Here is a 25,585-nt window from a genome sequence, read left to right as displayed (position 1 = left end):
AAGCCGCGATGAACCTTTTTTTATCTCGTAAAATCAGCCGAACATAAACCGTTCATTTAAAGAGTTGTTAACGTGGCGGGTTATTACCTAAGAAACTCTTATATGAGTGTGAGGTCAGTCCTGTTTGCAGTAAAATACTGATATTCATCACACTTTGTAAGTAAACGATTGCTTGTGATGCAGGGGAAGTTTGAGTGTAATCTCATAATTTTGTTACACTTAACTGTTGACCTATGCGTGACCAATTCGACATAAATATGAAATCGTCGTGTTACATCTAGAATGTTAATTTAAGATTAGTCATGTTGAAGTCTTATTGTTCGAACTCCAGGAAAGGGGTCGCAATAGATTATAAAAAGCAGTGGATTCCCTAAAAAGTTCAAAGGTATGACAATGAAGCAACGCCTTATTCTAAAGACAGCACTAAGTGCTGCAATTCTAGCTACTCTAGCTGGGTGTGCGTCTCAATCAGCTCATGATTGGAACCAAGACGAAACTTACAAGCTAACGATTCTTCACACAAACGATAACCATGGTCGTTTCTGGCAGAATAAATATGGCGAATACGGCATGTCTGCACGTAAAACGCTAGTTGACCAACTTCGTTCAGAAGTTGAAGCAGAAGGCGGTAGCGTGTTGCTTCTATCTGGCGGTGACATCAACACGGGTGTTCCAGAGTCAGACCTTCAGGACGCAGAACCTGATTTTAAAGGTATGAACAAAATTGGTTACGATGCCATGGCATTGGGTAACCACGAGTTTGATAACTCTTTAGACGTATTACAAAAGCAGATCGACTGGGCTAACTTCCCAATGCTATCTGCAAACATCTACGATAAAGCGACAGGTGAACGTAAGTTCCAAGCTTACGAGATGTTCGAAAAGCAAGGCATCAAGATTGCGGTTATTGGTTTAACAACTGAAGATACCCAAAAGATTGGTAACCCTGAATTTATCGCAGGCATCGACTTCCGTGATCCTAAAGAAGAAGCGAAGAAGCTAATCGCTGAACTTAAAGAAACAGAAAAACCGGATCTAATCTTTGCTGTGACTCATATGGGTCACTACGAAAATGGCCAACGTGGTGTTAATGCTCCGGGTGATGTCGCACTTGCTCGTTACCTAAACGAAGGCGATCTAGACATGATCGTTGGTGGTCACTCTCAAGAGCCTGTATGTATGGAAGGCCCTAACGTTGCGAAGAAAAACTTCAAGCCGGGTGATGAGTGTAAGCCTGACGTACAGAACGGTACTTACATCGTTCAAGCTCACGAGTGGGGCAAGTACGTAGGTCGTGCTGATTACGAATTCCGTAATGGCGAGCTAGAGATGGTGAGCTACGACCTGATTCCAGTTAACCTTAAGAAGAAAGTTAAGATCGACGGTAAGAAGCAACGTGTTCTTATTCAAGATGAAATCGCACAAGACCCAGAGCTACTTGAATTCCTACGTCCTTTCCAAGAGCAAGGTCAGGCACAGCTAGAAGTTCAAATCGCTGAGACAAATGGCAAGCTTGAAGGCGATCGTAACGTCGTTCGTTTCCAACAGACCAACCTAGGTCGTTTGATTGCGACTTCTCACATGGAGCGTGCAAAAGCAGACTTCGCTGTGATGAACTCTGGTGGCGTTCGTGACTCAATTGAAGCCGGTAATGTTACTTACAAAGATGTACTGAAGGTACAGCCTTTTGCAAACATCCTGACTTACACAGACATGACGGGTAAAGAAGTTCTGGATTACCTAAATGTAGTAGCGACTAAACCAATCGATTCTGGTGCTTACGCTCAGTTTGCTGGTATCTCTATGACAGTAGCGAACGGTGAAGTATCGAATGTATTCATCGGTGGCAAACAGCTTCGTCTAGACGAAACTTACCGTTTCACAGTACCAAGCTTTAACGCTGCTGGTGGTGACGGTTACCCTAAACTGTCTGATCACCCAGGTTACGTAAATACTGGTTTTGTTGATGCTGAAGTACTGAAAGAGTACCTAGAAGCAAACAGCCCGGTTGACGTGAACAAGTACGCGCCTTCAGGCCAAATGGTTTACAAGTAATTGAATCCAAGCAATTGTATCAATAGGTGCTAAATTAGATTGACTCTAGCACCATGATAAATTTAACTAAAGCGACGCCTCGGCGTCGCTTTTTGTTTATCTATCGTTTGGATTTGTTATGACCCCAGCAATCAATCTCGCCAAGAAAAAGAAAATCGCTCATAGCGTGCATCAGTACCATCATGATGCCAATAATACGAACTATGGTTTAGAAGCCGTTGAAGCGCTTGGTCAAGATCCCAAACGTGTATTCAAAACGCTGTTGTTCTGCTTGAATGGTGTGGCGAAAGATTTGGCAGTCGCCGTTATTCCTGTCGACCAGAAGCTAAATCTAAAGCTTGCCGCTAAAGCAGCGAAAGGCAAAAAAGCAGAGATGGCCGATCCTGAGATTGCTCAGAAAACCACGGGTTATGTTGTTGGTGGCATTAGTCCGCTTGGACAGAAGAAAGCACTGCCTACCTTCGTTCATTCCAGTGCGACAGATTTTGAAACGATATGTGTGAGTGCAGGTAAGCGTGGGCTAGAGATTGAATTAGACCCAAAAGACTTAACACTTCTGACTCGCGGCCAGTTTGCTGATTTATGTTTATAGATTGTCGTCGTCATGATGATAAAACTATCGAATGACCAACAAAAACGCCCGCTAGACTAATCTAGCGGGCGTTTTTATATCGAGAGTCTCGTCTTACTGATTCAGACTACTTCTTCAGACCTAAAGTACCACCAACACGCTTTGGTGCAGGTTTGTTCGGTCTGTTTGAATCTTGGCTGCGGTTTGCCGGCTTCCCGCTTCTACGATCGGTATTATCGCGATCTGTGCGATTGCGATCCGAACGATTTCTATCTGAATTAGAACGCTCTGAACGAGAGTTCGATTTCCAGTTCTCGGTATTACCACCGCTTTCACCATTCGATGAATTGCGGCCACGCTTTGAATTAGGTGCATGACGGAATTCATCCGCATTGTTACCGCGGTAGGTGCGTGTACGGTTCTCGTTTTGATTACGGCGCGCTGTTGAAGCTTGGTTCTCTTCACGGCTATCAAAAAGTTTCGCGTCAGTCGCTTTGCGAATGCGTTGACCTTTCGCGTTCATTTTTGACGCATCTTCCGTACTTACTGAGCCTTCACACATCGCTAAAATTTCAGTGATCTCTTCGTCGCTCAGGTAGCGCCATTTGCCGTTAGGAATACCGTCTAGTGAGATATTCATAATACGAACACGACGCAGTTTAAATACTTCATAACCGAGCGCTTCACACATACGGCGAATTTGGCGGTTAAGGCCTTGTGTTAGCGTAATTCGGAATGAGAACTTAGTCTCTTTCTCTACTTTACATGGCAAAGTGACTGTATCGAGAATGTGAACGCCAGCGCCCATTTGCTTCAAGAATTCCGTCGTAATCGGCTTATCTACACGCACCACGTATTCTTTCTCGTGGTTGTTACCTGCACGTAGGATCTTGTTTACGATGTCGCCGTCATTGGTTAGGAAGATAAGGCCATCAGAAGGCTTATCTAGACGACCAATCGGGAAAATGCGCTTGTGGTGGCCAATAAAGTCGACGATGTTGCCAGGAATATCACGCTCAGTCGTACAGGTGATACCTGTTGGTTTATTGAGAGCAATGTAAATCGGCTTCTCTTTTGAGCGAACAGGCTTATTGTCGATCTCAACATCATCACCTGGCAAGACTTTAGTACCCATTTCAGGGATCTTACCGTTAATAGTAACTCGGCCTGCATCAATCAGTTTATCGGCTTCGCGGCGTGAGCAAAAACCAGTTTCACTGATGTATTTATTAAGGCGTTTAGCTTGGGATTCTTGTGACATGATATTCTCTTAGCGTTTCACAACGGAAATGTAGATAAACAAAAAGCAACCTTTGGATAGTTGCTTTGAGTTGAAATTCGTTAACTGAGGTAATTTTAGCACTTGGTGTGAGTCTAGGCACGAAATATCGATCTTGATGCAAAATCGTTACTAGTCCATTTATCTATCTCAACCTATTAACTGGTGCGTTTTTGATGGCGCTCTCTGTTCTCTAGCTTTTTCTCATTACTCTTTCTGAGCATTACGTAGACTGCGCCCGTACCACCATGAAATTGCTGAGCAGAATGAACACATTGAACGTCGTTGATTTGTGTTAGCCAATTTGCCACGTAGCTTTTCATCATTGCAGGTGGATTCGAACGCTCACCCTTACCATGAACAATGATGACGGTACGAACATCCATTCTTAAACACTGACGCAAAAATGAAAGCACTTCGTTACGTGCGTCTTTCAGTGTTTTCCTATGAAGGTCGAGCTTGGCTTGAATAGGGTATTTTCCTAGGCGCAGCTTTTTGTATACGCCTTCTTGTACACCGTCTTTTTTATAAGCAACAACATCGTCTGGCTTGATCATTGGCGAATAGTCTAATGATAAGTAGTCTTTCTCGTCGTCAGACAGCCACATAGCGGCTTCACGCTTAGCAAGGTGAGATTCGGTGACTCGGTGTACTTTCTGGTGTTCAGCGGTGTCATGGTCGATACGTTTAACATCGCCCATCATTTCTTGGAATAGATCTAAGTCATCATCATGAGACATAGTGTGTATCTCAAGTTGGAGAAGGATAGGGTAAGTATACCTAAGTTGAGGTTAGGTTTAAAAATGAAAAAACCGGAGAAGACAATAAGTCTGCTCCGGTGCAAAGCGTTTTGACATTTACTTATAAAGTAAAAGAATACTTAAAAGTAAATGATTTAGGCAGAGCGATTCTAGTGAGGAGATTTTTCAGTCATAACTTTGTATATGAAGAAGCCTCCATAAAACATCATGAGACCCAGAGCCCCGAAGATTACTATCATTGAAGATAGTCCCACCGCATTACCAAATAGGAGATCTAGCCAAAAGTCCATGTGTATACCTCAAAGTTATATGACATGGCTTAGTGTATTAACAAGCATTATCAATTCACTGATCTGGATCAATCCTGTTTCATAAGTTAAATACTTGTTGGTAACTGTGTGTTTTTCGTCACATCATGCTCGTTGTTGTATGTCTTTTGTTCGAACGATTCAAAGTCGCAATAAATATGAGAAAAAGCCCTTGCGGATAAATTCAGAACCCGTATTATACGCTCCATCGACAGGCAATGAGCCAGTTAGATATCTCGGTGAATAGCGCAGCTTGGTAGCGCATCTGGTTTGGGACCAGAGGGTCGGGGGTTCGAATCCCTCTTCACCGACCACATTAAAGAAAGCCGTAGCAGAGATGCTACGGCTTTTTTGTATTTGGGATTTCTACATTCTAACTGCATTGACTGTTTATGGTTGAGGGCAGAGAGTTAGGTCTATTGGACAAACTCATTTGTCGCAACGTTGTTCTTAACCCAGATCAAAGCTTGTAAGCGATTCTTCACCTTGATTTTTTTAAACGTGTTGTGAAGGTGTGCTTTGACCGTATTCTCACTGACATAGAGGGTATCTGCTATCTGAGTGTTAGATGCTCCATCACCGAGTAACTTAATGATCTGCTGCTCGCGTTTGGTCAGCTTGAGGTAATAAGGACTGGTTTTCGCGCACTGCCTCTCTCTGTAGAAGCTAATGTACTGGTAAATGAGCTTTCTACTCATCCACATCTCGCCTTGCAAAATGCAGTTAAAGCCGGCCACGAGCTTTTCAAGCGTGTCCGACGTATAAAAAATGCCGACAAGATACTGCCATTTAAGCATTTCAGAGTGCGGGAAATCGCCTGGTGTATTGAGTAGCACTTCATGGACATCACTTGCTACGTCATCTCTGAGCTCCTGGTATTTCTCAATGTATTGCTTACTCATTGTCGGGAAATCAATAATAATCAGAACTAAGTCATCGTTTTTTAGGGATTTAGCACTGAGCCTTTCCGGTGATATGAGTTTTATGTTCAGGTTAACTTTCTGTTCTATAGACTCTTTTAGTAGTATCGATTGTAAATTGTTCTCCGCAAGTAAAACGGCGTTATGAGCCTCCAGTTTAGCCATGTGAAACTCCTTTAATTGACTCATTACCTAAACGATAGACTTTTTAGTTTATAGTACATATTGATTTTTCGCGAATTACGAAGTTGAATTATTTATGAAACTTATAGATATATTTAATGGTATCGGTGAAGGTAAAATATTATCTGACTGAAAAGGTTGTTATTACTCTATTCTCTTTGTTTTAATGGGTTTATCGCACAGTTTAGGGTAATTCCCCCAACCTTGTCTTCGGGGATTATATTTATCACTGCAGGGAGTTGATTCTTGTTCTTACTTGAAATGATGACAGCATAGTATTATCAAAAGTTACTCATACATTTTCATTTTTTATCAGGCACTGTACTGAATTTAAATCAGAAGCCAATCCATTTAAATGGTAATAAATAAACAAATAAAACGGCGACCAGTGCCGCGTTAACATATGCACTTGGATTTATATTGGTTTTGGTTTGTTAGACTAACATTGCCGTATGCACCGTTACCTAAAACATAGGCGCATCATACGAAGTTTGATGAATTAGAAATTCATTAGCGCAAACCAACCCCGTTATTATTTGCAATATCAGGGCGGACCATAAATTTTCTAATCAATGGGGGCTTGATGAACACTTACGTGAAGCCCACCGTAAAATACAACCAATATCGGCGCTAGCCAAAGAATACAGACTTGAGATTTAGGTTAGTCGAACGTAATGAAGGATTAATAAGGATGAAATGAGAGAAGTAGTACAAGTAGTAGCTAAAGATATTGGCAAGGCCGTGCTAAGGCTGTAAGGATTTGAAGTGAAAAATAATCAGTGATATAAATGTCACTGAGTAGAAAGCGTAACCGTACAATCTGACGCAACAACCCAACCTTCATCGAGTTTTTGGTCATAGAACTGGATAGGGAACTGATTGATACCTAAAACATAATGAGCAACGCCCCCTTGCATTGATATCGATGTCTTAGATTGAGTGGTGGAAGTCAGAACGAGATTCCCAGAGTTTTCCTCTCTGTTGATAGACAATTGGACCTGATTACCATCATTTTTACACACAAGCCCTACATCCTTAATGTTTTCAGAATGCGCCACAAAAGAGAGAAGAGAAACGGCGCAAAGCGCCGTTTTAGTTAGTTTTAACATACGCTATTTTTGATTCACGTATACAGCTGAGTTTGTTGTGCCATTCATTGAAATATAAGAGTAATCATTAGTAGTTTGAGTCACTTGAATACCAGAGCCGCCACCAAAGTAATTACCAGTCTGATTACCACTAGACCCAACTAGCAAAATTTCGGATTCGTTGCGGCTACCTTTCTGATTAACATTAATCAAGTTGTTATCACTTGAAGCTTTAAGCTCAACATTTGACCAGTTATCACTCTTCGTCATGTCCTTACCCTGAGTCACTGTAATACTATTGTCAGATGACCCTCCAGAAACATCCACCATTGAATCATGGAAGTAGCCGGTTTGATCTACTGTTACAGAGTTTCTGTCACTATTTCCTGACATAGAGACTTCAGACCAATGCGCAGTACCTGTTTGAGTAACCTTAACCGTTGCGTTATCTGAATCATGACGCAGTGCCACTTTCGAGTCGTGGTACTTACCACTTTGGTCAATCACAACTTTGTTACCACCAGCAGTACCTGCAATCTTGACCAAGGAATCATTAAAACTATAACCGCCGGATTGAGTCAACTTGACCTTATTATTAGCTCCATGCCCCTGCAAACGCATATCAACTACTGAGCGGTTTCCATCAAACCCTGAAGCACCTTGCGTAATATGAACAGAACTTCCAGTATTATTCTGCTCTAAAACCACACTCTGATTGTCAGTACCTAATCTGGATCCGCTAATTTGTTGATATCCAGAAAAATCTACTTCTCTATCCGCTAGTGCAGATGATGAAACGATTGCTAACCCAACCGCAAATGCTAACTTCTTCATAATATTGTCCCTTTTTTCCCTGTCGACATAGCTTCATATGAAGCATTTATTGTAATTCAGCTAAACTAACTAACTTAGTTGGACTGACTTACATGAACTCTCATGTTTGTGGATGCGCTTATCGCTACAGACAGGCCATCACCAACCTGACTTACCCCGAGGTTTGCTCCGCCTCTTCGATTCCTATGCGTAATCACAGCCGTGTTTCCATTGCCTTGTTGATTCACACTGACTTGATTTCCTTGTTTAGGTGAAAGGTTTACTAACGTAATTTCCGCATTATTCCCATGCCCTTCTTGCATGATCACGGCTTCATTATTTATCCCTAATTCATTAACTTTGGCAGTATTTTCATTACCAACTTGCCGAATAACGGAACTGTTGTCGTGCCCTCTCTGATTCACTATTACTTTGTTGCTTTTCCCTGAAGTAGATATGATTGAACGGTTATTCCCGTGAGTACCTAAACTATCTTGGGTGACCCTCACTGAAGTGTCGCTAGAATGATTTATGTCAATCTCTGAATAACTATCCAAGTCATATGGCGCCCTGTTGCTCAGCACACTCTTGTAATCAACAAATAAGCTTTGGTATTTTTCTTCATCAATCCCATTTAAGAATTCACCAAAATCACCGCGCTCTTCATGACTAGCTTTAACGGTTGAACTAAACAACATAAGTAATAAAGCAGCAGAGACAACCGTTTTAATCTGAAATTGTGCTAGACACCTAGTTCGAGCTTCGATTAAGTTACTCATTGTTGCCACCGTCCTTGTCATATATTTCTGACATTTTTCTGTTGTACCGGATAACTGAAGTATCGATATACATATAGGAAACTATCTATACAATCCGTGATAAATAAATTAAACGGGAAATAATGGCGAACACATCGTACACGTCACGCAAATAAAGTTAACCATCGTTTCCATTTACTTAATAAAACTAAAGTAACATTGGAATATGAACACTAAACCTAATTTCGATTTTATTTAAAATTCATCTATCACATCTGACTACTGGAAAGTAATATTGTTACTCGATAGTTTTATAAATAAACAAGAAAACTAGTATTAAAGTTTATTTAACATTACAAGGCATTAGGTCTATATTCACGTAAGGATTAGACAGCTTAGCAATCCATAAATATTAGTAAGTTACGTAACTATTTTTGACGGTATGGGCCTCGAAGGGATGAATAAAATATTGTTGTTTACTCTATTTAGCTTTTTCCATTGTCCAGTTTTTAGTGAGGTTAGTGATGCGAATCATAACGTAGTAACGTCTGATTCTGTTCAGTTAGAAGAACAAGATGAAGCTCTTCAAAGTCGGTTCAATGACTTTAATGAAATTAACGGGGTCATTGTAGATAGAACTATGACTCGACTAGGGGAAAAATTTTACTTTTTTTTCTCTCAACAAATGAATGAGCAATATGCGGATATCAATGAAAACTTTACTGTTGAGGAAAGGCCAACTGCATTGAGAGGCAGTATTGTTACCATTATTCATTCAAGAAAGCCGATATACCGTACAGCCCTTTCCCCAGGACAACGTCAAGCAAAAGAAAAAGCACAAGAAGCGGTCAGTGCTCTAAGCAATTATATCGTGCGTTGGGAAGCGGAAAGGCAATACTTAGATACATTTGATATGGAACACGACGAGTTTTAAGGTGGTTAGGATGATAAGTTCAGCAAGATATAAGTGTTCAATTTGGTTAATGATTCCCTTATTTGTTCTGGGAGTAAACGTAGTTAGTGCTTCAGAGTTGGTTTATACCCCAATTAATCCTAGTTTTGGTGGTAATCCTTTAAACAGCACTATATTAATAAACCATGCAAATGCGATAAACGATTATACTGACCCTAACTCTAATTCATTTGGTGGTTTAGAAGAAGAGTCGGCACTCGATAGACTCGCTTCAAGCTTAGAGTCTCGATTAATAAGTCAGTTATTAGCGGACGTTGGTAATGGAAATTCAGGGCAACTCGAAACTGATGACTTTTTCCTAAATGTAATCGATGATGGTGCTGCATTAGTGGTACAAATTGTTGATAAAGAAACTGGTGAATCGACTGAGATTCAAGTAGCGGGATTAAATCCAGACCTATAAGACAAGGAATGTATTATGAAAGGTCTCTTTTCTATCATAGTTATACTCATTATGACGGGATGCTCCGCATCGCTGGATATTCCCGATGCGGACTCTGAACCCAAGTTAATGCCGCGCGGAACAACTTATACTGATTTGATTTCATTACCGACACCGAAAGGAAAAATTCTAGTGTCTGTATACGACTTCCGAGATCAGACAGGGCAATATAAGCCATACCCCAACAGCACATATTCCACCGCAGTACCACAAGGGGGTACTACATTATTAACAAATTCATTATTAGACTCGCAATGGTTTATTCCGTTAGAACGTGAGGGATTACAAAACTTACTCACTGAACGAAAAATTATTCGTGCCGCACAGAAAAAAGAAACCAAGATTTCCAATCATGGCAGTAACCTATCTTCGTTAAATTCAGCGAATGTGGTTATAGAAGGAGGCATTGTTGCTTATGATTCAAACATTAAAACAGGAGGGCTCGGCGCAAAGTATTTAGGGATTGGCGGCTCAGGCCAATATCGTACCGATCAAGTTACAGTGAGCCTTAGAGCGATAGATGTACGCACAGGACAGGTACTTCTTAGTGTGACAACGTCTAAAACTATCTCTTCTCACGAGATCGGGCTTGGTGCATTCCGCTTCATCGATTACCAAGAACTATTAGAAGTGGAATTAGGTTACAGTAATAATGAGCCCGTTAACATCGCCGTTATGTCCGCGATAGATGCAGCTGTGATACATTTGATAGTAAAAGGGATGTCATTAGGAATGTGGCAATCAAATGACCCGAATGTAGAGAGCAACCCTATTATAGCTAAGTATTCTCAGGCGACACGAGAAATTCTATAGTCGATGGTTAACCGAGAATAATGACTATATTACCTTCCCTGAGGATAAATATCGACATATCAATCCCCATAGGATTAAGCAGTAAATGGAAATTACTTTTAATCCTATATTCTTTATTTAAAATCATCTTCACGGCATAAAAAGTGACATCTAAAGAGGTTCATCGCGGATTAGCGGGAACTAGAAACAGAAACGGTAGTAAGTGATATAGTTTACTCGCCAAACAGAAATCATACACAAACTACCGTTTTCATTCCTTCCTATCTTTATTCTGGGAAGGCTTTGACATTGTAAAGTTTCATCAGACAGCATCACTGATTATCTGACTATTAAACCTAACTCTGGGGCTAAATGCTTTTGTGGTCTTGAGGCCTAGGCTATCCATGAGTATCAATGGCGTCATGTAAAAGAAGCCATGTTGCTCGGTGCTCCTGTTGAACTTTTCGTTCAAAATCGAAGGATTAAGTGTCGTGACTGCAGCATAAAAACAGAGTCTTTATCTTGGTTAGAGTCTTATGCTCGTATAACGAAGCGCCTAAAAAGCTATATAGAACAACTACTGCCTCTTCTTCTCATTAAACATATCTCCCGGTTAACGAATGTTCATTGGTACACCATTAAAGAGATAGATAAACGCCGACTTAGACAAGTGGTACCGCCAGTGAAATTGGGAGGAGCTAAGGTAACTCGTCATGGACGAGTTCACTATCTTTAAGGGGCATCGGTATGCCACCGTCATTGCTGACGCTAAGACTCGCCAAGTCATTTGGATAAGGTTAGGCCGTAGCCGCAAGGACATACGACCGTTCTTAGAGCAGTTAGGCAAGCATGGAAACAATATCGGTGCGGGTGCCAAGTATCTTGGGGTCGGTGGTTCAGGACAGTATAGAACCGATCAAGTGACGGTTAACTTAAGAGCCGTTGATGTAAGAACCGGGCAAGTTCTATTGAGTGTCACCACCACTAAAACTATCTCTTCACACGAGATTGGGTTCGGCGCATTTCGATTTGTTGATTACAAAGAACTGTTGGAAGTTGAAATGGGCTATAGCCAAAATGAACCGGTCAATATTGCTGTGATGTCTGCTATTGATGCCGCGGTGATTCATTTGATTGTGAAAGGAATGAAGCGTGGAATGTGGTCGTCGAGCGATCCGAATGCATTAGAAAATCCGATTATCGCACGTTATTCCGAAGCGAGTACAGACATACTTTAAGCTACCGAGTAAGCAGCAAAATAGGGCTATGCGGAAAACGGACCTTTCCCTTAGCCCTGTTTTTTTCTTCAAGCAACTCAATGATCAATTCACATCGCACGTAATATCTTTTATCGGTGTTTCCGAGGTAACAAAACAAACATACGCTTCCGCTGGCTTATTCGGGCCTATTCGAATGTAACCTGCCTTTACTTCATCTTCATCAAACGTCACCGAGTGAGAACTTCCCGTTTGGTTGTCGTAAAAGTTTGCTTCAAAATTGTTGTTCATTTGGCTTGCGATACGGTTTCGTGTTGTAGATGTTGTGAACGTAATATTGGCGCAGCGCATCGGTGGTTTCTCTGTAATGAGAAATTGCCCACTTTCTTTATCTATCACGCCCCCCTTTGTATCTGGCTGAATGTCGATAGCTTGAAATTGTTCTACCGTACAAGTTTCTTTGGCTGAGGCAATTGAGGGCATCAGCATCGTGAGGGCTAAAGGGAAAGCAAAAAGTACTGGTTTCATTAGAACAACGCCATAGGTAAAAAGAGCGAAAGATAATAGCACTGCAATGGTGCTATTAAATGTAAAGATTCTGTTATTAAGGAAATGCTTTTATAACGAAAACAAAATGAGGTTGAGCATCGTTAGCTTTTTTAGCTAGTCTCAAATTGACATTGGGCTGATTGGCTTTGTGATTGCTGAATGACACTGAAGCCTTTCTTTTCTAATAACTGTATAAGGTTACCTTCTCCAATTAGGTGCAAGGTACCAACTACTATCATGTAGTTCCCTTTAGTCTTAAGCTTCCAATCATTGGAGGATAGTTTGTTTGCCCAGTCTATGTTGCGATCGGTTAAGAATGCTTTCTCAAGTTCAGGCGACATCTCTGACAGTTCTGAGAAGGCTTCCAGCTTCGCTAAATCACCCGCTTTCCAGCTTTCAATCAGGCAATGAACCACGCGATCAGTTTGGTCAAATTCCTCTAGGCTACTGACTAACCATTCCTTACCGTCGTCCTTTTGTTTTGTCATCAGGTCTATTTGAAATTGCAGTGGCTCTAAGCTGATCACCGGAACGTCTTGGATGGTTGCCTTATAGGCTAATGTTGCGTCTACACCGCCCGCCGAGCCATAGCCAAGATTCTTTAATTGCTGCATTTGTATCGATAGAGATGTCGCCCAAGGTGGAGAGCTCAATAGTTGCTGAGTCGGCATACCCAAAGATTTTGAAATGCTTGTTAGTAACTGCTTTTGTTCTGTGCTGAGCACATCGGCAGTGGTGACGGTTGTAGCCGGGTATACGACACCTTCGGATTTCCTGATATCCGTTTCGATAATTAAGCCATCACTGTTTTTTAGCGCGTCGGTGATCGCCGAAGGAAGGGGGTACATACTCTCGTCTCCAACGTGCACTGAACCTAAGATAGTGAGTGTCAGATCATCCTTTTGTGCTTGCCAATAAAGGGGCTCGGCGACCGCTTGCCTAGCTGAAAAAGCGAGAACGAATAAAACCATGTACCAGAGTGGACGCAAAGGGAGCTCCTTAAGGAAGTATTAAACTCGTTAAAATCGATTTTGACGGTGTTTTTTAACGGTTTTTTTTGAGAACAATGTCACGTTGTTTGTACGAAAAGTATAACAATACGCTGAAACTCTAAATCCTTTCTGACTACCAATGACACGATTTTATGAAATCGGTAAAAAAGATTGTGATTCATTTCTCAAATTTTACGTCAAAATTAAAATGACGGAAGTGCCGTTGCTTGTAACTTGATGATTTTATTTAAATTAAATTTATCAATATTTTTGAGATTTGAAGCCGATCACTTTATTAGCTCGATTTAATTCACGGTAAAAAATAAGCCCATATAGTTTATCTAACTTTCGAAGCGCTCCATTTTGCTTCTTACTCAATTTTTAATTTATGGGTGAATACGATGTTGAAGAGAAACTTACTATCTGTAGCGGTATTGGCTGGCCTAACAGGTTGTGCAGTAACGCAAGCACCAGAACAAAAAGTAGTGAATGCACTGGCTGATAATCTTGATGTTCAGTACGAAATTCTAACTAATCATGGTGCGAATGAAGGCTTGGCTTGTCAGGACCTAGGTGCTGAATGGGCGTCATGTAATAAAGTGAACATGACGCTAACCAATGACGGTGAAGCGATTGACTCTAAAGATTGGAGCATCTACTTCCACAGTATTCGTCTTATTTTAGATGTTGATAATGAGCAATTTAAGATCACTCGCGTTACTGGTGACCTTCACAAGCTAGAACCTACTGAAAAATTTGACGGCTTTGCGGCTGGTGAAGAAGTGGTTCTTCCGTTAACGAGTGAATACTGGCAACTGTTTGAAACTGACTTTATGCCAGGTGCATTCGTGACGGCGCCAAACGCAGAACCTAAGATGATTGCATCATTGAATACAGAAGATGTTGCATCGTTCGTAACTGGTCTAGAGGGTAATAACCTTAAGCGTACGCCTGATGATAATAACGTAATGGCGACAGCGGTGACGCGTTTTGAAAAGAATGCTGATCTAGCAACGCAAGACGTATCAACTACTTTACTACCAACGCCAATGTCGGTAGAAGCCGGTGAAGGTTCAGTTAGCATTGCTGGTGGTATTGCCCTACCTAAAGACGCATTCGACGCTGAGCAATTCGCAGCAATTGAAGAACGTGCAGATGTGGTAAACGTAGATGTGAGTGGCGACCTACCTGTGAGTGTCGCTGTTGTTCCTACTCAGTTTACGGGTGATTTAGCGAAATCTGGCGCTTATGAACTAAGCATCTCGGAAGAGGGGATTGCAATTAAAGCGTTTGATAAAACGGGTGCTTTCTACGCAGTTCAGTCTATTTTTGGCCTAATAGATAGTCAGAACGCTGAATCATTACCACAACTGTCAATTAAAGATGCGCCGCGCTTTGATTATCGTGGTGTGATGGTGGACGTTGCTCGAAACTTCCACTCAAAAGATGCCATCCTAGCAACGCTAGATCAAATGGCGGCATACAAGATGAATAAACTGCACCTTCACCTAACGGATGATGAAGGTTGGCGTTTAGAAATTCCAGGTTTACCAGAGCTAACGGATGTAGGGTCTAATCGTTGTTTTGATTTGGATGAACAAAGCTGCTTACTGCCTCAGCTAGGTTCTGGTCCAACAACAGACAACTTTGGCTCTGGTTTCTTTAGTAAAGCGGATTACGTCGAGATCCTAAGCTACGCTAAAGCGCGCAGCATCGAAGTTATCCCTGAAATTGATATGCCAGCACACGCTCGTTCAGCTGTGGTATCAATGGAAGCGCGTTACACTCGTCTCATGGCGGAAGGCAAAGAAGCAGAAGCGAACGAATACCGCTTGATGGATCCGCAAGATACATCGAATGTAACCACGGTTCAGTTCTACGATAAGCAAAGCTTCATTAACCCATGTATGGAGTCATCAACTCACTTCGTCGATAAAGTAATCTCTGAAGTGGCGGCAATGCACCAAGAAGCGGGCGTACCGCTAACGACTTGGCACTTCGGCGGCGATGAAGCGAAAAACATCAAGTTAGGCGCAGGCTTACAAGATATTAATGCAGAAGATAAAGTGGCTTGGAAAGGCAACATCGATTTGTCTAAGCAAGATAAGCCGTTCCAACAATCACCACAATGTCAGTCATTGATCGCTGATGGTACTGTAAGCGATTTCGGTCATCTACCAAGCCACTTCGCAGAACAGGTTTCTAAGATTGTTGCTGAGAAGGGTATTCCCCACTTCCAAGCATGGCAAGATGGTCTGAAATACAGCGAAGGCGAGGAAGCATTTGCGACCGAAAGTACACGCGTGAACTTCTGGGACGTTCTTTACTGGGGCGGAACTTCATCAGTATACGATTGGTCAGCAAAAGGGTATGACGTGATTGTCTCTAACCCAGACTACGTATACATGGATATGCCATACGAAGTTGATGCAGCTGAGCGTGGTTACTACTGGGCAACACGTGCAACCGATACTCGTAAGATGTTTGGCTTCGCACCAGAAAACATGCCACAAAACGCAGAAACATCATTAGACCGTGATGGCAATGGTTTTACTGGTAAAGGTGAGGTTGAAGCGAAACCTTTCTACGGTCTGTCAGCTCAACTTTGGTCAGAAACAGTACGTACTGACGAGCAATATGAATACATGGTGTTCCCTCGCGTATTGGCAGCAGCAGAGCGCGCATGGCACCGAGCAGATTGGGAAAACGACTACAAGGTTGGTGTTGAATACTCTCAAGAAACTAACTTAGTGAATAAGCAAGCGTTGAACAGCGACTTTAATCGCTTCGCGAATATTCTTGGTCAACGTGAGCTAGCTAAGCTAGAAAAAGCGGGTATTGATTACCGACTACCAGTTCCAGGTGCGAAGGTTGTTGACGGTAAGCTAGCGATGAACGTTCAATTCCCAGGTGTAGAGCTGCAATACTCTGCTGATGGCGAAAACTGGCTAACATACGATGAGCAACAACGTCCATCAGTTTCTGGTGAGACTTACATCCGCTCTATTTCAGAAAGTGGTGAGAAAGTAAGTCGAGTGACCTCAGTTAAATAATCGATAAGCACTATTAGTAGAAGAGCTCCTGACCTTTATCTTATTCAAGATAAAACGGGAGCTCTTTTTGTTTACTGCGAATTAGGTGCATATCCAAAACTAAAACATATAGAAATCGCCTTTGGTAATATCATCAACAATGCACATAAGGTGACTTTAATCCCAAAAGTGACGCGCTTCTCATTATTCTCTTCAAAAAATAAGCCCCCTGTAAAAAACTCTAAATCAGATGTGATTCAACTATCTAGATCTAATTTTTCTTCGTGAAACAACGTGATCCCGATCTGTATATTTTTCCATCTTAAGTTTTTTATCAATTTTTATGTTTTTAAGTTGTTGATTTTAAAGTTTTAAATAACTTGTCTTTTTTTGATAGTGAGAGGGATCACTCTGCTGTCCCTTTTATTTTTAAACGCGAATTAATTCGAGCAACATAGATTTCATGCCAGGGAGGCTACCAACTACTCAAGCGGTGAAGGTGAATGATGTACCGAAGATGTGCCGCTGAAAAAATTAAACTAAGGCAGTTTACTATGAAAAAAATTATCGCTCTAAGTGCTCTTTCTCTTGCTTTCGCTTCTAGTGCTTTTGCTGGTTCTTCTTACGTAACGGGTAACATCCAAATTCATGACGATGGCCGTATCCACGGTTCTGACATGACTTCTACGCTAGAAGCTGGTCACACGTTTGATAACTCTCTAGGCGGTTTCACGGTTTATTCTGAGTTTGATGGTATCCAACTGGGCAAACTTGAATCTGAAAATGGCGGTGCAGGTAATACTACTCCAGGCATCACTGTAGGTGGTGAGCAATCTTTCAACATCACTGACAACCTATGGGTTGCTGCGGGTTACCAACACCTATTCTCTGCAGGCGAAAGCATTCAGTTCCGTCCACTAGTTAAGATCGGTTACAACTTCGACAACGGCATCTCTATTAGTAACCGTACTCGTGCACACATCGATGATACTTCAGCTAATGCTGACACAGACTACCGCATGGATAACCGCATTGCTTACACAGTGAATGCTGATTTAGCGCTTAGCTACAACAACGTTTACATGATTGACGCTGAAGCGATGGACCACGAGTTACGTGCAACATGGACTCGTCAAGGCGTTCAACCTTACTTTGAGTTCCGTAGCCAAGCTAACGGTGTAGATTTCGCAAACGGCGATTCTAAGCAGAACAACGCATTCGTATTCGGTGCTTCTTACGGCTTCTAAGCTGATTCGCTTGGTTGCTTAGATTATTAGCCGAGTGAACTTCTTTGTTAAATAGCTTTGTTGTTGAATAACTTCTTAGCTAATTAGCGAAGGGAACATAGCGGTACTAACAGCCCGGTTGGTGCCGCGACAAGATTTGCTTTACTGTCCAAAAGCAAAGAGCCTAGCAAGTAAACCACAGTCTTGGGATTACTGAATGCTAGGCTCTATTTTTATGACTTCTTTTTATTGCTGTGTGTTGGTCTGTTTAGGTTCTATTTCCCGTTGTAGTGACGGTATTCAAACACCTGATCTTTTTCATTAAACGCATACACATAATACTCGTCTTTCTTATCGCCATACTCCATGCCTGGCGAACCCATTGGCATACCCGGAACCGCTAAACCAATCGCATTACGTGGTGGGTTTTCTAGAAAGGCTTTAATGTCATCTGCTGGAATGTGTCCTTCAAATACGTAACCGTCGATCTCTGCAGTGTGGCAAGAGGCTAACTCCTGTGTTACCCCTAGCTTCTGCTTGATTGGGTTCATATCATCGTGGGGCTTCTCAGTAACATCGAACCCAGCATCTCGCATATGTTCTGTCCATTCTGTGCAGCAGCCGCAGTATGGAGATTTGTGGTTTAGAACATCAGTAGCTAAAGCTTGTCCTGAGATTGCAGCGAGTGCAGTAAGAGTCATAATTTTACGAATCATGGTTAACCTCATGAATATGGTTTTTGTTGATATTAGAATGAGTGGGTTTGAACAGTCTTAATCTGTTGGCATTGCTGACTACGGTGATTGATGACATCGCCATCGCAGCGCCTGCAACGACAGGGCTAAGTAAAAATCCAAAGAATGGGTAGAGCACACCAGCCGCAATTGGAATACCAAGTGAATTATAGATAAAGGCACCAAACAGGTTTTGCTTCATGTTTCTCACGGTCGCTTGGGAAAGCTCAATCGCGTTACTGACAGATAATGGCGACGAGTTGAGTAGTGTCATTTGCGCACTTTCAATCGCCACATCGCTGCCGCTACCCATTGCTATGCCTATATCTGCTTGAGCAAGTGCAGGCGCGTCGTTAATACCGTCTCCGACCATGGCAACACTCTTATATTGCTGTTGCAGCTGAACAATGTGTTGAGCTTTCTGCTCTGGAAGCACTTCTGAAATCACTTCGTCGATACCGACGTTTTTACCTATCGCTTGAGCTACAGAGTCGTTGTCGCCCGTTAATAGCACAGTGTGAATTCCGGCGGATTTTAGTTGAGCTATCGCCTGTTTGCTATCTATTTTTAACGCGTCTGAAATGCCCAATATGCCTTCCAGCTTTTGGTCAATCGCAATGAAAATAGGCGTCCACGCTTGCGAGCGGCAAAGCTCGATGAAATCCGCGCCAACCTCTGTATTGATACCTAATTGGGTGAGGTACTTAAGCGAGCCAACTTGCACTTTCTTGCCGTTAATTGTTGCTTGAACCCCAAGCCCTCGTTGGTTTTCAAATTCGCTGTGTGGGAGTACTGAAACTTCCAAGCTCTCTGCATATTGGCAAACGGCTTTGGCAAGTGGGTGCTCAGATCCTACTTCTACTGAATAAGCACAAGCCAGTAATTCTTGTTCTGATAAATCGCCATAAAAGGCTTGCTGAACGGTTGGCTTACCTTGGGTTAGGGTGCCTGTTTTATCAAACACGACAGCATCAATTTTGCTTGCAGATTGCAACACATCGGCATCTTTGATCAGAACGCCAAACTCAGCGGCTTTGCCAACGCCGACAGTAATTGAAAGTGGTGTCGCAAGGCCTAAGGCACATGGACAAGCGATGATCAGCACTGTGGTTGATACCACTAACATGTAACTGGCGCTTGGTTGTGGGCCAACAAAAAACCAAACTAAGGCGGCAGCAACTGCGATTGCGACCACAACCGGAACAAAAACGGCTGAGATAGAGTCGGCAAGCTTGGCGATTGCTGGTTTACTGCTTTGCGCTTGGCGAACCATTTGAATGATCCTAGCCAGCATGGTGCTTGAGCCAATCCCAGTCGCTTCAATAATTAAACTACCATCCCCATTAATAGTGCCCGCAGAAACGCCATCATTTATTGTTTTGACGTTGGGCAGTGGTTCACCGGTCAGCATCGACTCATCGATATAAGATTCACCTGAGACTACGACACCATCAACCGGTACTTTTTCTCCGGGTTTTACTCGTACCTGCATGCCTACCTGAATCGCTTCTACTGCGATGGTTTGTTCTTTGCCATCGACAATAACCACCGCTTTTTGAGGCTGTAAGTTAATCAATGCCTGTAAAGATTTTGTGGTACGCGCTTTGGCTTTGGCTTCGATGTAATGACCCAAAGAAATTAAGCCAACGATCATTGCGCTTGCTTCAAAGTAGACATGGCGAGATGGTTCTGGAAACCATGATGGAATCAGCACAACCAACATTGAATAGAACCATGCTGCGCCTGTACCTAGAGCGACTAAGGTATCCATGGTCGCGCGCTTATACATGAGAGACTGCCAAGCATTCGTGAAGAAGCTACGACCTGAGGTAGCAAGCAGTATCAAACAAACGACACCAACCAAGCCCCAAGCCAGTTGATCGTTAAATGTGGCAATGGTCATGCTGCCACCGAACACACCCCATGCCATCAGCGGCGCACCGATTACCAACGCGCTTACTGAGTTTCTAAGGAAGGCTTGTTGAGTACGAAGTTGCTGTTCTTGTTGTTTTTGCTGTTGAGTCGCTGCATCGTCGACAAACTCAGCGCCATAACCAGCAGCTTTCACCGATTCTATTAGAGCGTTTTCAATGATGTCTCTTGTTTGAGAGGTGAAAACCAAGGCAGTTTGTTCGGCAAGGTTGATCTGAGCTTGGTCGACAAACTCATTCTTTTTCAGTGCTTTCTCTACCGAAGAGACACAACTCGCACAAGTCATCCCCTCAAGAACAAGGTGATAGGTATATTGGCTAGCTGCGGTTTTATCTTCACTCTTTTTATCTGCTTGTTCGTCTTCTAAATCTGAACTCGATGAAAGGTCATTCGTTTCTGAGTAGGGAGCTGCGTGGTAACCCAGGCTTTCGACCAGCTTAATCACCTCAGACTCAGAAAGCAGAGTAACCAGTGATAATTCCTGTTTGCTGACTTCTAGGTTTAAGGCTTGCTCAGTTTGTTCAAGCGCTTTAGTCAGTTTGCTCACACACTTGCCGCAACTCAGACCGGATAGCGAAAGGTGCAGCTGATTACCCATAGAATAGCCAAGCGTTGCTAACTGTTCGTTGAGCTGAATGTAACTAAATGGAGTCGAAATATCGATGTAGGTCGGCGATATGTCATTAATCATCGTGCTGTCGAGATCGCTAAACAGTGTGCGAACTTTCTTCGCGCAACCCATGCAATTTAGGCCGTTGAGCGCCGTTGTGTAGTAGTTCATATCGATACTCCAATTCTCATCTACGCCTAACATAAACCTTCCCGTAAGGGTAAGGTCAAACATAAGTTCAAGAATTTGATCTTGGTGGAGTGCTAGCTGGTGGTTTCAGTTTGGAATGGAAGAGGGAAATTAAGAATGTGCGGCTATAATCTACTGGCTAAGACTATCTATTTACGACTTTAAGGGCGTAATTGGCCTTTCAATAACGGCTTTCGTACAACAACAGCGCATTAATCATTCACTACTGATTGTAGATTTAAGCGGTGGTGATAAAATAGCGCCCAAAATTTAGTGATGTTTGACTATTGCAGGCCTTGTAATGGCGAGCACTAAAAGAATCACCTACATAATCAAGGTATTTAAATGACGGTTAAAACTCGTTTTGCTCCTAGCCCAACTGGCTATCTTCACGTTGGTGGTGCACGTACTGCACTTTACTCTTGGCTATTCGCTAAGAACCAAGGTGGTGAATTCGTTCTACGTATCGAAGACACGGACCTTGAGCGTAACTCTCAAGAAGCGGTTGATGCAATTCTAGAAGGCATGCAATGGATGGGTATGGAATGGGATGAAGGTCCTTACTACCAATCTAAGCGTTTTGACCGTTACAACGAAATGGTTGATAAGCTACTTGCTGAAGACAAAGCATTCAAATGCTACGCGTCTAAAGAACTGCTTGATGAAATTCGTGCAGAGCAAGAAGAAAACAAAGAGATGGCTCGTTACGATGCTAACCACCCTAAAATTGTTGCAGCAAACGAAGCAGCAAAAGAAGGTGATGCATGCGTTATCCGTTTCCGTAACCCTAAAGAAGGCAGCGTAGTATTTGATGACCAAATCCGTGGTCGCATTGAAATCGCAAACAGCCAACTTGATGACCTGATCATTCGTCGTACAGACGGTGCACCAACTTACAACTTCGTAGTAGTAGTGGATGACTGGGACATGGGTATCACACACGTTGTTCGTGGTGAAGACCACATCAACAACACACCTCGTCAAATCAACATCTATGAAGCACTAGGCGCGCCAGTTCCAACTTTCGCTCACTGTGCAATGATTCTTGGTGATGACGGTGCGAAACTTTCTAAGCGTCACGGTGCTGTTTCTGTAATGCAATACCGCGACGAAGGTTACCTACCAAATGCACTAAACAACTACCTAGTTCGTTTAGGCTGGTCTCACGGTGACCAAGAGATCTTCTCTCAAGAAGAGATGATTGAATTCTTCAGCCTGAAGGCTATCAGCAAGTCTGCTTCTGCATTCAACACTGATAAGCTACTTTGGTTGAACAACCACTACATCAAGACTTCTGAGCCTGAGTACGTTGCTAAATACCTGCAATGGCACCTAGACGCACAGAAGATCGATACAACAAATGGCCCAGCTATCACTGAAGTGATCAAGCTAGTTGGCGAGCGTTGTAACACGCTTATCGAACTTGCTGAGCAATCTCGTTACTTCTACGAAGATTTCTCTGAGTTTGAAGCTGGTGCAGCGAAGAAGCACCTACGTGGTGTTGCTAAAGGCCCACTAGAGCTTGCTCTTGCTAAGGTTGAAGCACTTGAAGATTTCACTACTGCAAACATCAAAGATGGTGTAATTGCAGCTGTATGTGAAGAGCTAGAGATCGGCATGGGTAAAATCGGTATGCCACTTCGCGTAGCAGTAACAGGCGGCGGTCAGTCTCCTTCTGTTGATGCAGTGATGGAGCTTGTTGGTAAAGAGCGCGTAATCGCTCGCATCAAGATGGCTCTTGAGTTCATTGCTGAGCGTGAAGCTAACGCTTAATCCTATTTCTCTTGTTTGAGATAGAATGTACTTGAGATAGAACGATCATCAGCCGACAGCTTAATTCGCTGTCGGCTTTTTATTGTTTAATGAAAATACGGTCAACGTATTTTAGGACGAGACAGTTATAGCAAGTCTTGAGCTTTTGCTAAAACACTGAGTTTTGGGAATATATTTTGGCAGCTGTGCTGGTGGTTCATCGGGTTCATATCTGCAATCGCATCTTCGACAATCACCACGTTATAACCCAGTTCAAATGCTTGTCTAGCCGTTGATTCGACCCCAATACTTGTTGCTACCCCGGTCAGATAAATATCCGTAATACCTTGCTCACAAAGCTGCTTCTGCAAATCTGTGTTGGTAAATGCACCCCAGGAATATTTGGTTAGATAGCGATAATTAGGGTTTAGGCGCAGGCTTTCGATGACCTCTCCCCATACGATCTTTGATGCGTCAGGCTGAGCCGCTTTATTTTGCAGTTCCGTTCGGCCTTGTGGACGACCGGCTACATTAACAATAATTACGGGTAAATCAGCATCATCAAATGCATCGCAGAGAGCAAGGCTGTTCTCTATGATCGGTCGGGACACGGTTTCCGGTAATTGATCAACGATACCTTGTTGCAGGTCGATAACGACAAGCGCAGAGCATTTACTCATTTTCATTACTTTATGCCTTAGTGGTCTTTGTGTGAGGTTATAGTGGTTAACTTTTACGGTGTATTAAGCGGGTGTAAAAGCGGATGAAAGCCAGTGCAACCATCATATAAATGAGTAGGTTCAAAGGGGTAGTGACGTCATAAACAGGCACAAGTTGCGTTGCGCTCATGGTAATCATTACTAATAGGTTGCCCCCGAGAACTCGATAGACCATCCACTGATTACCAGCGAACAGGCGATACACCGTAAAGACATTAACAAAGTAAAATGCCATTAATTGCCATACTTCGGTCATCGAAGGTAACAGCAGAACATACTGAATGAGGAACAGTGACCCAAAGGCTAAGTAGCCAATGGTCCAGTGCTTTATCATTTGCCTAGGCATGTTGCTTAATATCAAGGCGCAAATGGCACTGTTAATGATGAACAGACTTCCCGATGATATTGGTAGATATATCCAGACTAGAATTGCTGAGATGAAGCTCATTGTGCCGACTAACGTATTGCTTAATCGTTGCTGGCTGTTGTCAAGTAATCGGGCAAATAAGCGCTTTTTCTTAAAGTTACCCTGGTAGAATTGTTTGACTGTCTCTGGAAAAGGGGGCTTGTAATCGACATTAACCGATGATGCTTCAATAAAAGCCATAGCCTGGTTAAGTATCGAAAAATCATTGTGATCAACCCCTTGATCATGGGCGTTTTGCAGTAACTGTTTGGCAACCCAGATTGCTTGAGTTTGCTGTTGATGCTTCCACTGCTTTCTGGCAGGCATACGGCCATGCAAATCGGGCAGGCGCATCAGATCGTTCAGCGCTTTGAAGGTCGGGCTTTCAATATTTAACTCGCAGCTCGTGTGTAACTGGAAACGCTGCGCTGAGTCATTGTAAGCGAGTGAATGAATGAGGGGAGACATCGCCTCTAAAACAACACTGACTTCGTTGTTAAAGCGTGTGTCATCATCCTCAGGCCAAACCACGCTATAGATGGTCGTATAGACCACGAAGCCAAGCAGGGTTTCTTGCAGCCTTAGTACCGCAATATTAAATGTAGCTACACCATCAAAGCTGCCAGATATCGCCAGCAGGATGCAGACAATAAATGCCGTAATGTAAGCATAGCCGATGACCGGATCGGAACCCATGTATATACAAATTGCGAGTAACAGTGCGATGTTTGCTAAAAAATAATATCGATCTTGCCCAAAAACAGCGATTAACCAAAGCCCGACAAACGCGCCACAAAGCGTCCCCAACAATCTGAGAATGCCTTTTTTCTTGCCAACAGTAATAGTATCAGTGATGGCCAATATATTGACCACGATAGCCGCCCAGTAAGGCTTCTCAAGGTTAAAATACAACGCAAGGTAGATAGCTAAACAAAATGCTAGGGCAACCTTTATGGCATTCTTGGCTGGAGTGCTCAGTGACTTTATAATGAGTAGCATAGTGGGGTTTAGCGGCAGAGGGATCGAATACGAGGATATTGCCTGATCTTTTGGTCAGCCTAAACTCTAGTTTGAAGGCCTTGATCCATCAAATATAGCAACTCTATTGCATCGTTTAACATTCAGGGGGAGGGGGGCGATCAGTCACTCTACTTATACGATATTGTTCGATGCTGATAATGATCGATAGATCTTCTAATAGTTAATAGCGATAGAACATCAGGTTTATCGTTCTTCTAAGCTGGCTAGTTGTTCCGATTATTTTAGGTTCATCGCGGCTTTCCG

The 25,585-nt window shown here is 42.7% G+C and carries 22 protein-coding genes, 1 tRNA gene and 2 pseudogenes; 12 read left to right on the top strand and 13 right to left on the bottom strand.

All coding sequences use genetic code 11. The features are described 5' to 3' along the window. The first annotated feature begins 393 nt into the window (after positions 1-393). Complete coding sequence (gene ushA / locus AB4351_RS04925) at positions 394-2,055, top strand: bifunctional UDP-sugar hydrolase/5'-nucleotidase UshA (protein ID WP_017064163.1); 1,662 nt, start codon at positions 394-396, stop codon at positions 2,053-2,055. 118 nt (positions 2,056-2,173) lie between these two features. Further along, complete coding sequence (gene ybaK, locus AB4351_RS04920; protein WP_017069618.1) at positions 2,174-2,647, top strand: Cys-tRNA(Pro) deacylase; 474 nt, start codon at positions 2,174-2,176, stop codon at positions 2,645-2,647. A 106-nt stretch (positions 2,648-2,753) separates the two neighbouring features. On the opposite strand, the gene rluF is transcribed toward ybaK, so the two are convergent. From rluF to AB4351_RS04905, 3 genes are all read right to left on the bottom strand, one after another. After that, entirely contained in the window at positions 2,754-3,887 is a 1,134-nt protein-coding gene (gene rluF, locus AB4351_RS04915; RefSeq protein ID WP_017064161.1) for a 23S rRNA pseudouridine(2604) synthase RluF, read from the bottom strand. Positions 3,888-4,063: 176 nt separating this feature from the next. Continuing rightward, the gene (smrA, locus tag AB4351_RS04910; protein WP_017062320.1) at positions 4,064-4,645 is read right to left on the bottom strand and encodes a DNA endonuclease SmrA; all 582 of its coding nucleotides are present in this window, start codon (positions 4,643-4,645) and stop codon (positions 4,064-4,066) included. 170 nt (positions 4,646-4,815) lie between these two features. Further along, positions 4,816-4,956 carry a DUF3149 domain-containing protein gene (locus AB4351_RS04905; RefSeq protein WP_017062321.1) on the bottom strand — a complete coding sequence of 47 codons (141 nt, stop codon included), beginning with the start codon at positions 4,954-4,956 and terminating at the stop codon, positions 4,816-4,818. 255 nt (positions 4,957-5,211) lie between these two features. Here AB4351_RS04905 and AB4351_RS04900 point away from each other — a divergent pair. Next, positions 5,212-5,288, top strand: a tRNA-Pro gene (locus tag AB4351_RS04900). A 102-nt stretch (positions 5,289-5,390) separates the two neighbouring features. On the opposite strand, the gene AB4351_RS04895 is transcribed toward AB4351_RS04900, so the two are convergent. The 4 genes from AB4351_RS04895 to AB4351_RS04880 form a co-directional block, all read right to left on the bottom strand. After that, positions 5,391-6,059, bottom strand: coding sequence for a LuxR C-terminal-related transcriptional regulator (locus AB4351_RS04895; RefSeq protein ID WP_017060548.1), 669 nt, complete (start codon positions 6,057-6,059; stop codon positions 5,391-5,393). Between the two features lie 809 nt (positions 6,060-6,868). Next, positions 6,869-7,186: a hypothetical protein gene (locus AB4351_RS04890; RefSeq protein WP_017060547.1), complete on the bottom strand. Its 318-nt coding sequence runs from the start codon at positions 7,184-7,186 to the stop codon at positions 6,869-6,871. Between the two features lie 3 nt (positions 7,187-7,189). Then, the gene (locus AB4351_RS04885; protein ID WP_372125236.1) at positions 7,190-7,999 is read right to left on the bottom strand and encodes a hypothetical protein; all 810 of its coding nucleotides are present in this window, start codon (positions 7,997-7,999) and stop codon (positions 7,190-7,192) included. Positions 8,000-8,073: 74 nt separating this feature from the next. Continuing rightward, on the bottom strand, positions 8,074-8,757 hold the full coding sequence (locus AB4351_RS04880) for a curlin subunit CsgB (protein ID WP_372125234.1): 684 nt from the start codon (positions 8,755-8,757) through the stop codon (positions 8,074-8,076). 436 nt (positions 8,758-9,193) lie between these two features. On the opposite strand from AB4351_RS04880, the gene AB4351_RS04875 reads away from it, so the two are divergent. The 6 genes and pseudogenes from AB4351_RS04875 to AB4351_RS04850 form a co-directional block, all read left to right on the top strand. Next, entirely contained in the window at positions 9,194-9,670 is a 477-nt protein-coding gene (locus AB4351_RS04875) for a CsgE family curli-type amyloid fiber assembly protein (protein WP_029236460.1), read from the top strand. A gap of 49 nt (positions 9,671-9,719) precedes the next feature. Further along, the gene (locus AB4351_RS04870) at positions 9,720-10,112 is read left to right on the top strand and encodes a curli assembly protein CsgF (protein WP_032545727.1); all 393 of its coding nucleotides are present in this window, start codon (positions 9,720-9,722) and stop codon (positions 10,110-10,112) included. A gap of 15 nt (positions 10,113-10,127) precedes the next feature. Next, positions 10,128-10,964 carry a CsgG/HfaB family protein gene (locus AB4351_RS04865; RefSeq protein WP_017060542.1) on the top strand — a complete coding sequence of 279 codons (837 nt, stop codon included), beginning with the start codon at positions 10,128-10,130 and terminating at the stop codon, positions 10,962-10,964. Positions 10,965-11,379: 415 nt separating this feature from the next. Then, a complete protein-coding gene (locus AB4351_RS04860; protein ID WP_372125232.1) occupies positions 11,380-11,679 on the top strand; it encodes a helix-turn-helix domain-containing protein in 300 nt (99 codons plus the stop codon). Continuing rightward, positions 11,657-11,782, top strand: a pseudogene (locus AB4351_RS04855) (transposase); the annotation flags it as partial. The gene AB4351_RS04860 and the pseudogene AB4351_RS04855, both read left to right, overlap by 23 nt. A gap of 24 nt (positions 11,783-11,806) precedes the next feature. After that, a pseudogene (locus tag AB4351_RS04850) lies at positions 11,807-12,181 on the top strand (CsgG/HfaB family protein); the annotation flags it as partial. Between the two features lie 84 nt (positions 12,182-12,265). Here the strand turns inward: AB4351_RS04850 and AB4351_RS04845 are convergent. Together AB4351_RS04845 and AB4351_RS04840 are read right to left on the bottom strand one after the other, a co-directional pair. After that, the gene (locus AB4351_RS04845) at positions 12,266-12,688 is read right to left on the bottom strand and encodes a hypothetical protein (protein WP_017060540.1); all 423 of its coding nucleotides are present in this window, start codon (positions 12,686-12,688) and stop codon (positions 12,266-12,268) included. A gap of 131 nt (positions 12,689-12,819) precedes the next feature. Continuing rightward, positions 12,820-13,680: a TraB/GumN family protein gene (locus tag AB4351_RS04840; protein ID WP_372102518.1), complete on the bottom strand. Its 861-nt coding sequence runs from the start codon at positions 13,678-13,680 to the stop codon at positions 12,820-12,822. 422 nt (positions 13,681-14,102) lie between these two features. On the opposite strand from AB4351_RS04840, the gene AB4351_RS04835 reads away from it, so the two are divergent. Both AB4351_RS04835 and AB4351_RS04830 read left to right on the top strand, forming a co-directional pair. Further along, entirely contained in the window at positions 14,103-16,754 is a 2,652-nt protein-coding gene (locus AB4351_RS04835; RefSeq protein WP_017071188.1) for a beta-N-acetylhexosaminidase, read from the top strand. 533 nt (positions 16,755-17,287) lie between these two features. Beyond that, positions 17,288-17,980 (top strand): oligogalacturonate-specific porin KdgM family protein, encoded by a 693-nt coding sequence (locus tag AB4351_RS04830; RefSeq protein WP_017064150.1) that lies wholly within the window; start codon positions 17,288-17,290, stop codon positions 17,978-17,980. A gap of 254 nt (positions 17,981-18,234) precedes the next feature. On the opposite strand, the gene AB4351_RS04825 is transcribed toward AB4351_RS04830, so the two are convergent. Both AB4351_RS04825 and AB4351_RS04820 read right to left on the bottom strand, forming a co-directional pair. Further along, complete coding sequence (locus AB4351_RS04825) at positions 18,235-18,675, bottom strand: DUF411 domain-containing protein (RefSeq protein ID WP_372125230.1); 441 nt, start codon at positions 18,673-18,675, stop codon at positions 18,235-18,237. Then, complete coding sequence (locus AB4351_RS04820; protein ID WP_372125228.1) at positions 18,665-21,469, bottom strand: heavy metal translocating P-type ATPase; 2,805 nt, start codon at positions 21,467-21,469, stop codon at positions 18,665-18,667. The genes AB4351_RS04825 and AB4351_RS04820 overlap by 11 nt, the downstream gene beginning before the upstream one ends. Before the next feature lie 300 nt (positions 21,470-21,769). Here AB4351_RS04820 and gltX point away from each other — a divergent pair, with 300 nt between their 5' ends. Continuing rightward, positions 21,770-23,197 carry a glutamate--tRNA ligase gene (gene gltX / locus AB4351_RS04815; RefSeq protein ID WP_017064147.1) on the top strand — a complete coding sequence of 476 codons (1,428 nt, stop codon included), beginning with the start codon at positions 21,770-21,772 and terminating at the stop codon, positions 23,195-23,197. 125 nt (positions 23,198-23,322) lie between these two features. Here gltX and AB4351_RS04810 read toward each other — a convergent pair whose 3' ends face one another. Continuing rightward, entirely contained in the window at positions 23,323-23,856 is a 534-nt protein-coding gene (locus tag AB4351_RS04810; protein WP_240698162.1) for an isochorismatase family cysteine hydrolase, read from the bottom strand. Positions 23,857-23,902: 46 nt separating this feature from the next. After that, the gene (locus AB4351_RS04805; protein ID WP_372125226.1) at positions 23,903-25,300 is read right to left on the bottom strand and encodes an FUSC family protein; all 1,398 of its coding nucleotides are present in this window, start codon (positions 25,298-25,300) and stop codon (positions 23,903-23,905) included. Positions 25,301-25,585: the final 285 nt, after the last annotated feature.

Source organism: Vibrio sp. 10N.261.51.F11 (genome assembly GCF_041471665.1).
In the GTDB taxonomy this organism is placed as follows: domain Bacteria; phylum Pseudomonadota; class Gammaproteobacteria; order Enterobacterales; family Vibrionaceae; genus Vibrio; species Vibrio crassostreae_C.
The sequence above is the reverse complement of the archived record's forward strand: the minus strand, read 5'-3'. Positions and strand labels throughout refer to the sequence as shown.

What these genes read in the sequence shown, in the direction of transcription:
- ushA (WP_017064163.1), top strand. Translation starts at nt 394, where the DNA reads ATGAAGCAACGCCTTATTCTAAAGACAGCACTAAGTGCTGCAATTCTA.
- ybaK (WP_017069618.1), top strand. Translation starts at nt 2,174, where the DNA reads ATGACCCCAGCAATCAATCTCGCCAAGAAAAAGAAAATCGCTCATAGC.
- rluF (WP_017064161.1), bottom strand. Translation starts at nt 3,887, where the DNA reads ATGTCACAAGAATCCCAAGCTAAACGCCTTAATAAATACATCAGTGAA.
- smrA (WP_017062320.1), bottom strand. Translation starts at nt 4,645, where the DNA reads ATGTCTCATGATGATGACTTAGATCTATTCCAAGAAATGATGGGCGAT.
- AB4351_RS04905 (WP_017062321.1), bottom strand. Translation starts at nt 4,956, where the DNA reads ATGGACTTTTGGCTAGATCTCCTATTTGGTAATGCGGTGGGACTATCT.
- AB4351_RS04895 (WP_017060548.1), bottom strand. Translation starts at nt 6,059, where the DNA reads ATGGCTAAACTGGAGGCTCATAACGCCGTTTTACTTGCGGAGAACAAT.
- AB4351_RS04890 (WP_017060547.1), bottom strand. Translation starts at nt 7,186, where the DNA reads ATGTTAAAACTAACTAAAACGGCGCTTTGCGCCGTTTCTCTTCTCTCT.
- AB4351_RS04885 (WP_372125236.1), bottom strand. Translation starts at nt 7,999, where the DNA reads ATGAAGAAGTTAGCATTTGCGGTTGGGTTAGCAATCGTTTCATCATCT.
- AB4351_RS04880 (WP_372125234.1), bottom strand. Translation starts at nt 8,757, where the DNA reads ATGAGTAACTTAATCGAAGCTCGAACTAGGTGTCTAGCACAATTTCAG.
- AB4351_RS04875 (WP_029236460.1), top strand. Translation starts at nt 9,194, where the DNA reads ATGAATAAAATATTGTTGTTTACTCTATTTAGCTTTTTCCATTGTCCA.
- AB4351_RS04870 (WP_032545727.1), top strand. Translation starts at nt 9,720, where the DNA reads ATGATTCCCTTATTTGTTCTGGGAGTAAACGTAGTTAGTGCTTCAGAG.
- AB4351_RS04865 (WP_017060542.1), top strand. Translation starts at nt 10,128, where the DNA reads ATGAAAGGTCTCTTTTCTATCATAGTTATACTCATTATGACGGGATGC.
- AB4351_RS04860 (WP_372125232.1), top strand. Translation starts at nt 11,380, where the DNA reads ATGTTGCTCGGTGCTCCTGTTGAACTTTTCGTTCAAAATCGAAGGATT.
- AB4351_RS04845 (WP_017060540.1), bottom strand. Translation starts at nt 12,688, where the DNA reads ATGAAACCAGTACTTTTTGCTTTCCCTTTAGCCCTCACGATGCTGATG.
- AB4351_RS04840 (WP_372102518.1), bottom strand. Translation starts at nt 13,680, where the DNA reads ATGGTTTTATTCGTTCTCGCTTTTTCAGCTAGGCAAGCGGTCGCCGAG.
- AB4351_RS04835 (WP_017071188.1), top strand. Translation starts at nt 14,103, where the DNA reads ATGTTGAAGAGAAACTTACTATCTGTAGCGGTATTGGCTGGCCTAACA.
- AB4351_RS04830 (WP_017064150.1), top strand. Translation starts at nt 17,288, where the DNA reads ATGAAAAAAATTATCGCTCTAAGTGCTCTTTCTCTTGCTTTCGCTTCT.
- AB4351_RS04825 (WP_372125230.1), bottom strand. Translation starts at nt 18,675, where the DNA reads ATGATTCGTAAAATTATGACTCTTACTGCACTCGCTGCAATCTCAGGA.
- AB4351_RS04820 (WP_372125228.1), bottom strand. Translation starts at nt 21,469, where the DNA reads ATGTTTGACCTTACCCTTACGGGAAGGTTTATGTTAGGCGTAGATGAG.
- gltX (WP_017064147.1), top strand. Translation starts at nt 21,770, where the DNA reads ATGACGGTTAAAACTCGTTTTGCTCCTAGCCCAACTGGCTATCTTCAC.
- AB4351_RS04810 (WP_240698162.1), bottom strand. Translation starts at nt 23,856, where the DNA reads ATGAGTAAATGCTCTGCGCTTGTCGTTATCGACCTGCAACAAGGTATC.
- AB4351_RS04805 (WP_372125226.1), bottom strand. Translation starts at nt 25,300, where the DNA reads ATGCTACTCATTATAAAGTCACTGAGCACTCCAGCCAAGAATGCCATA.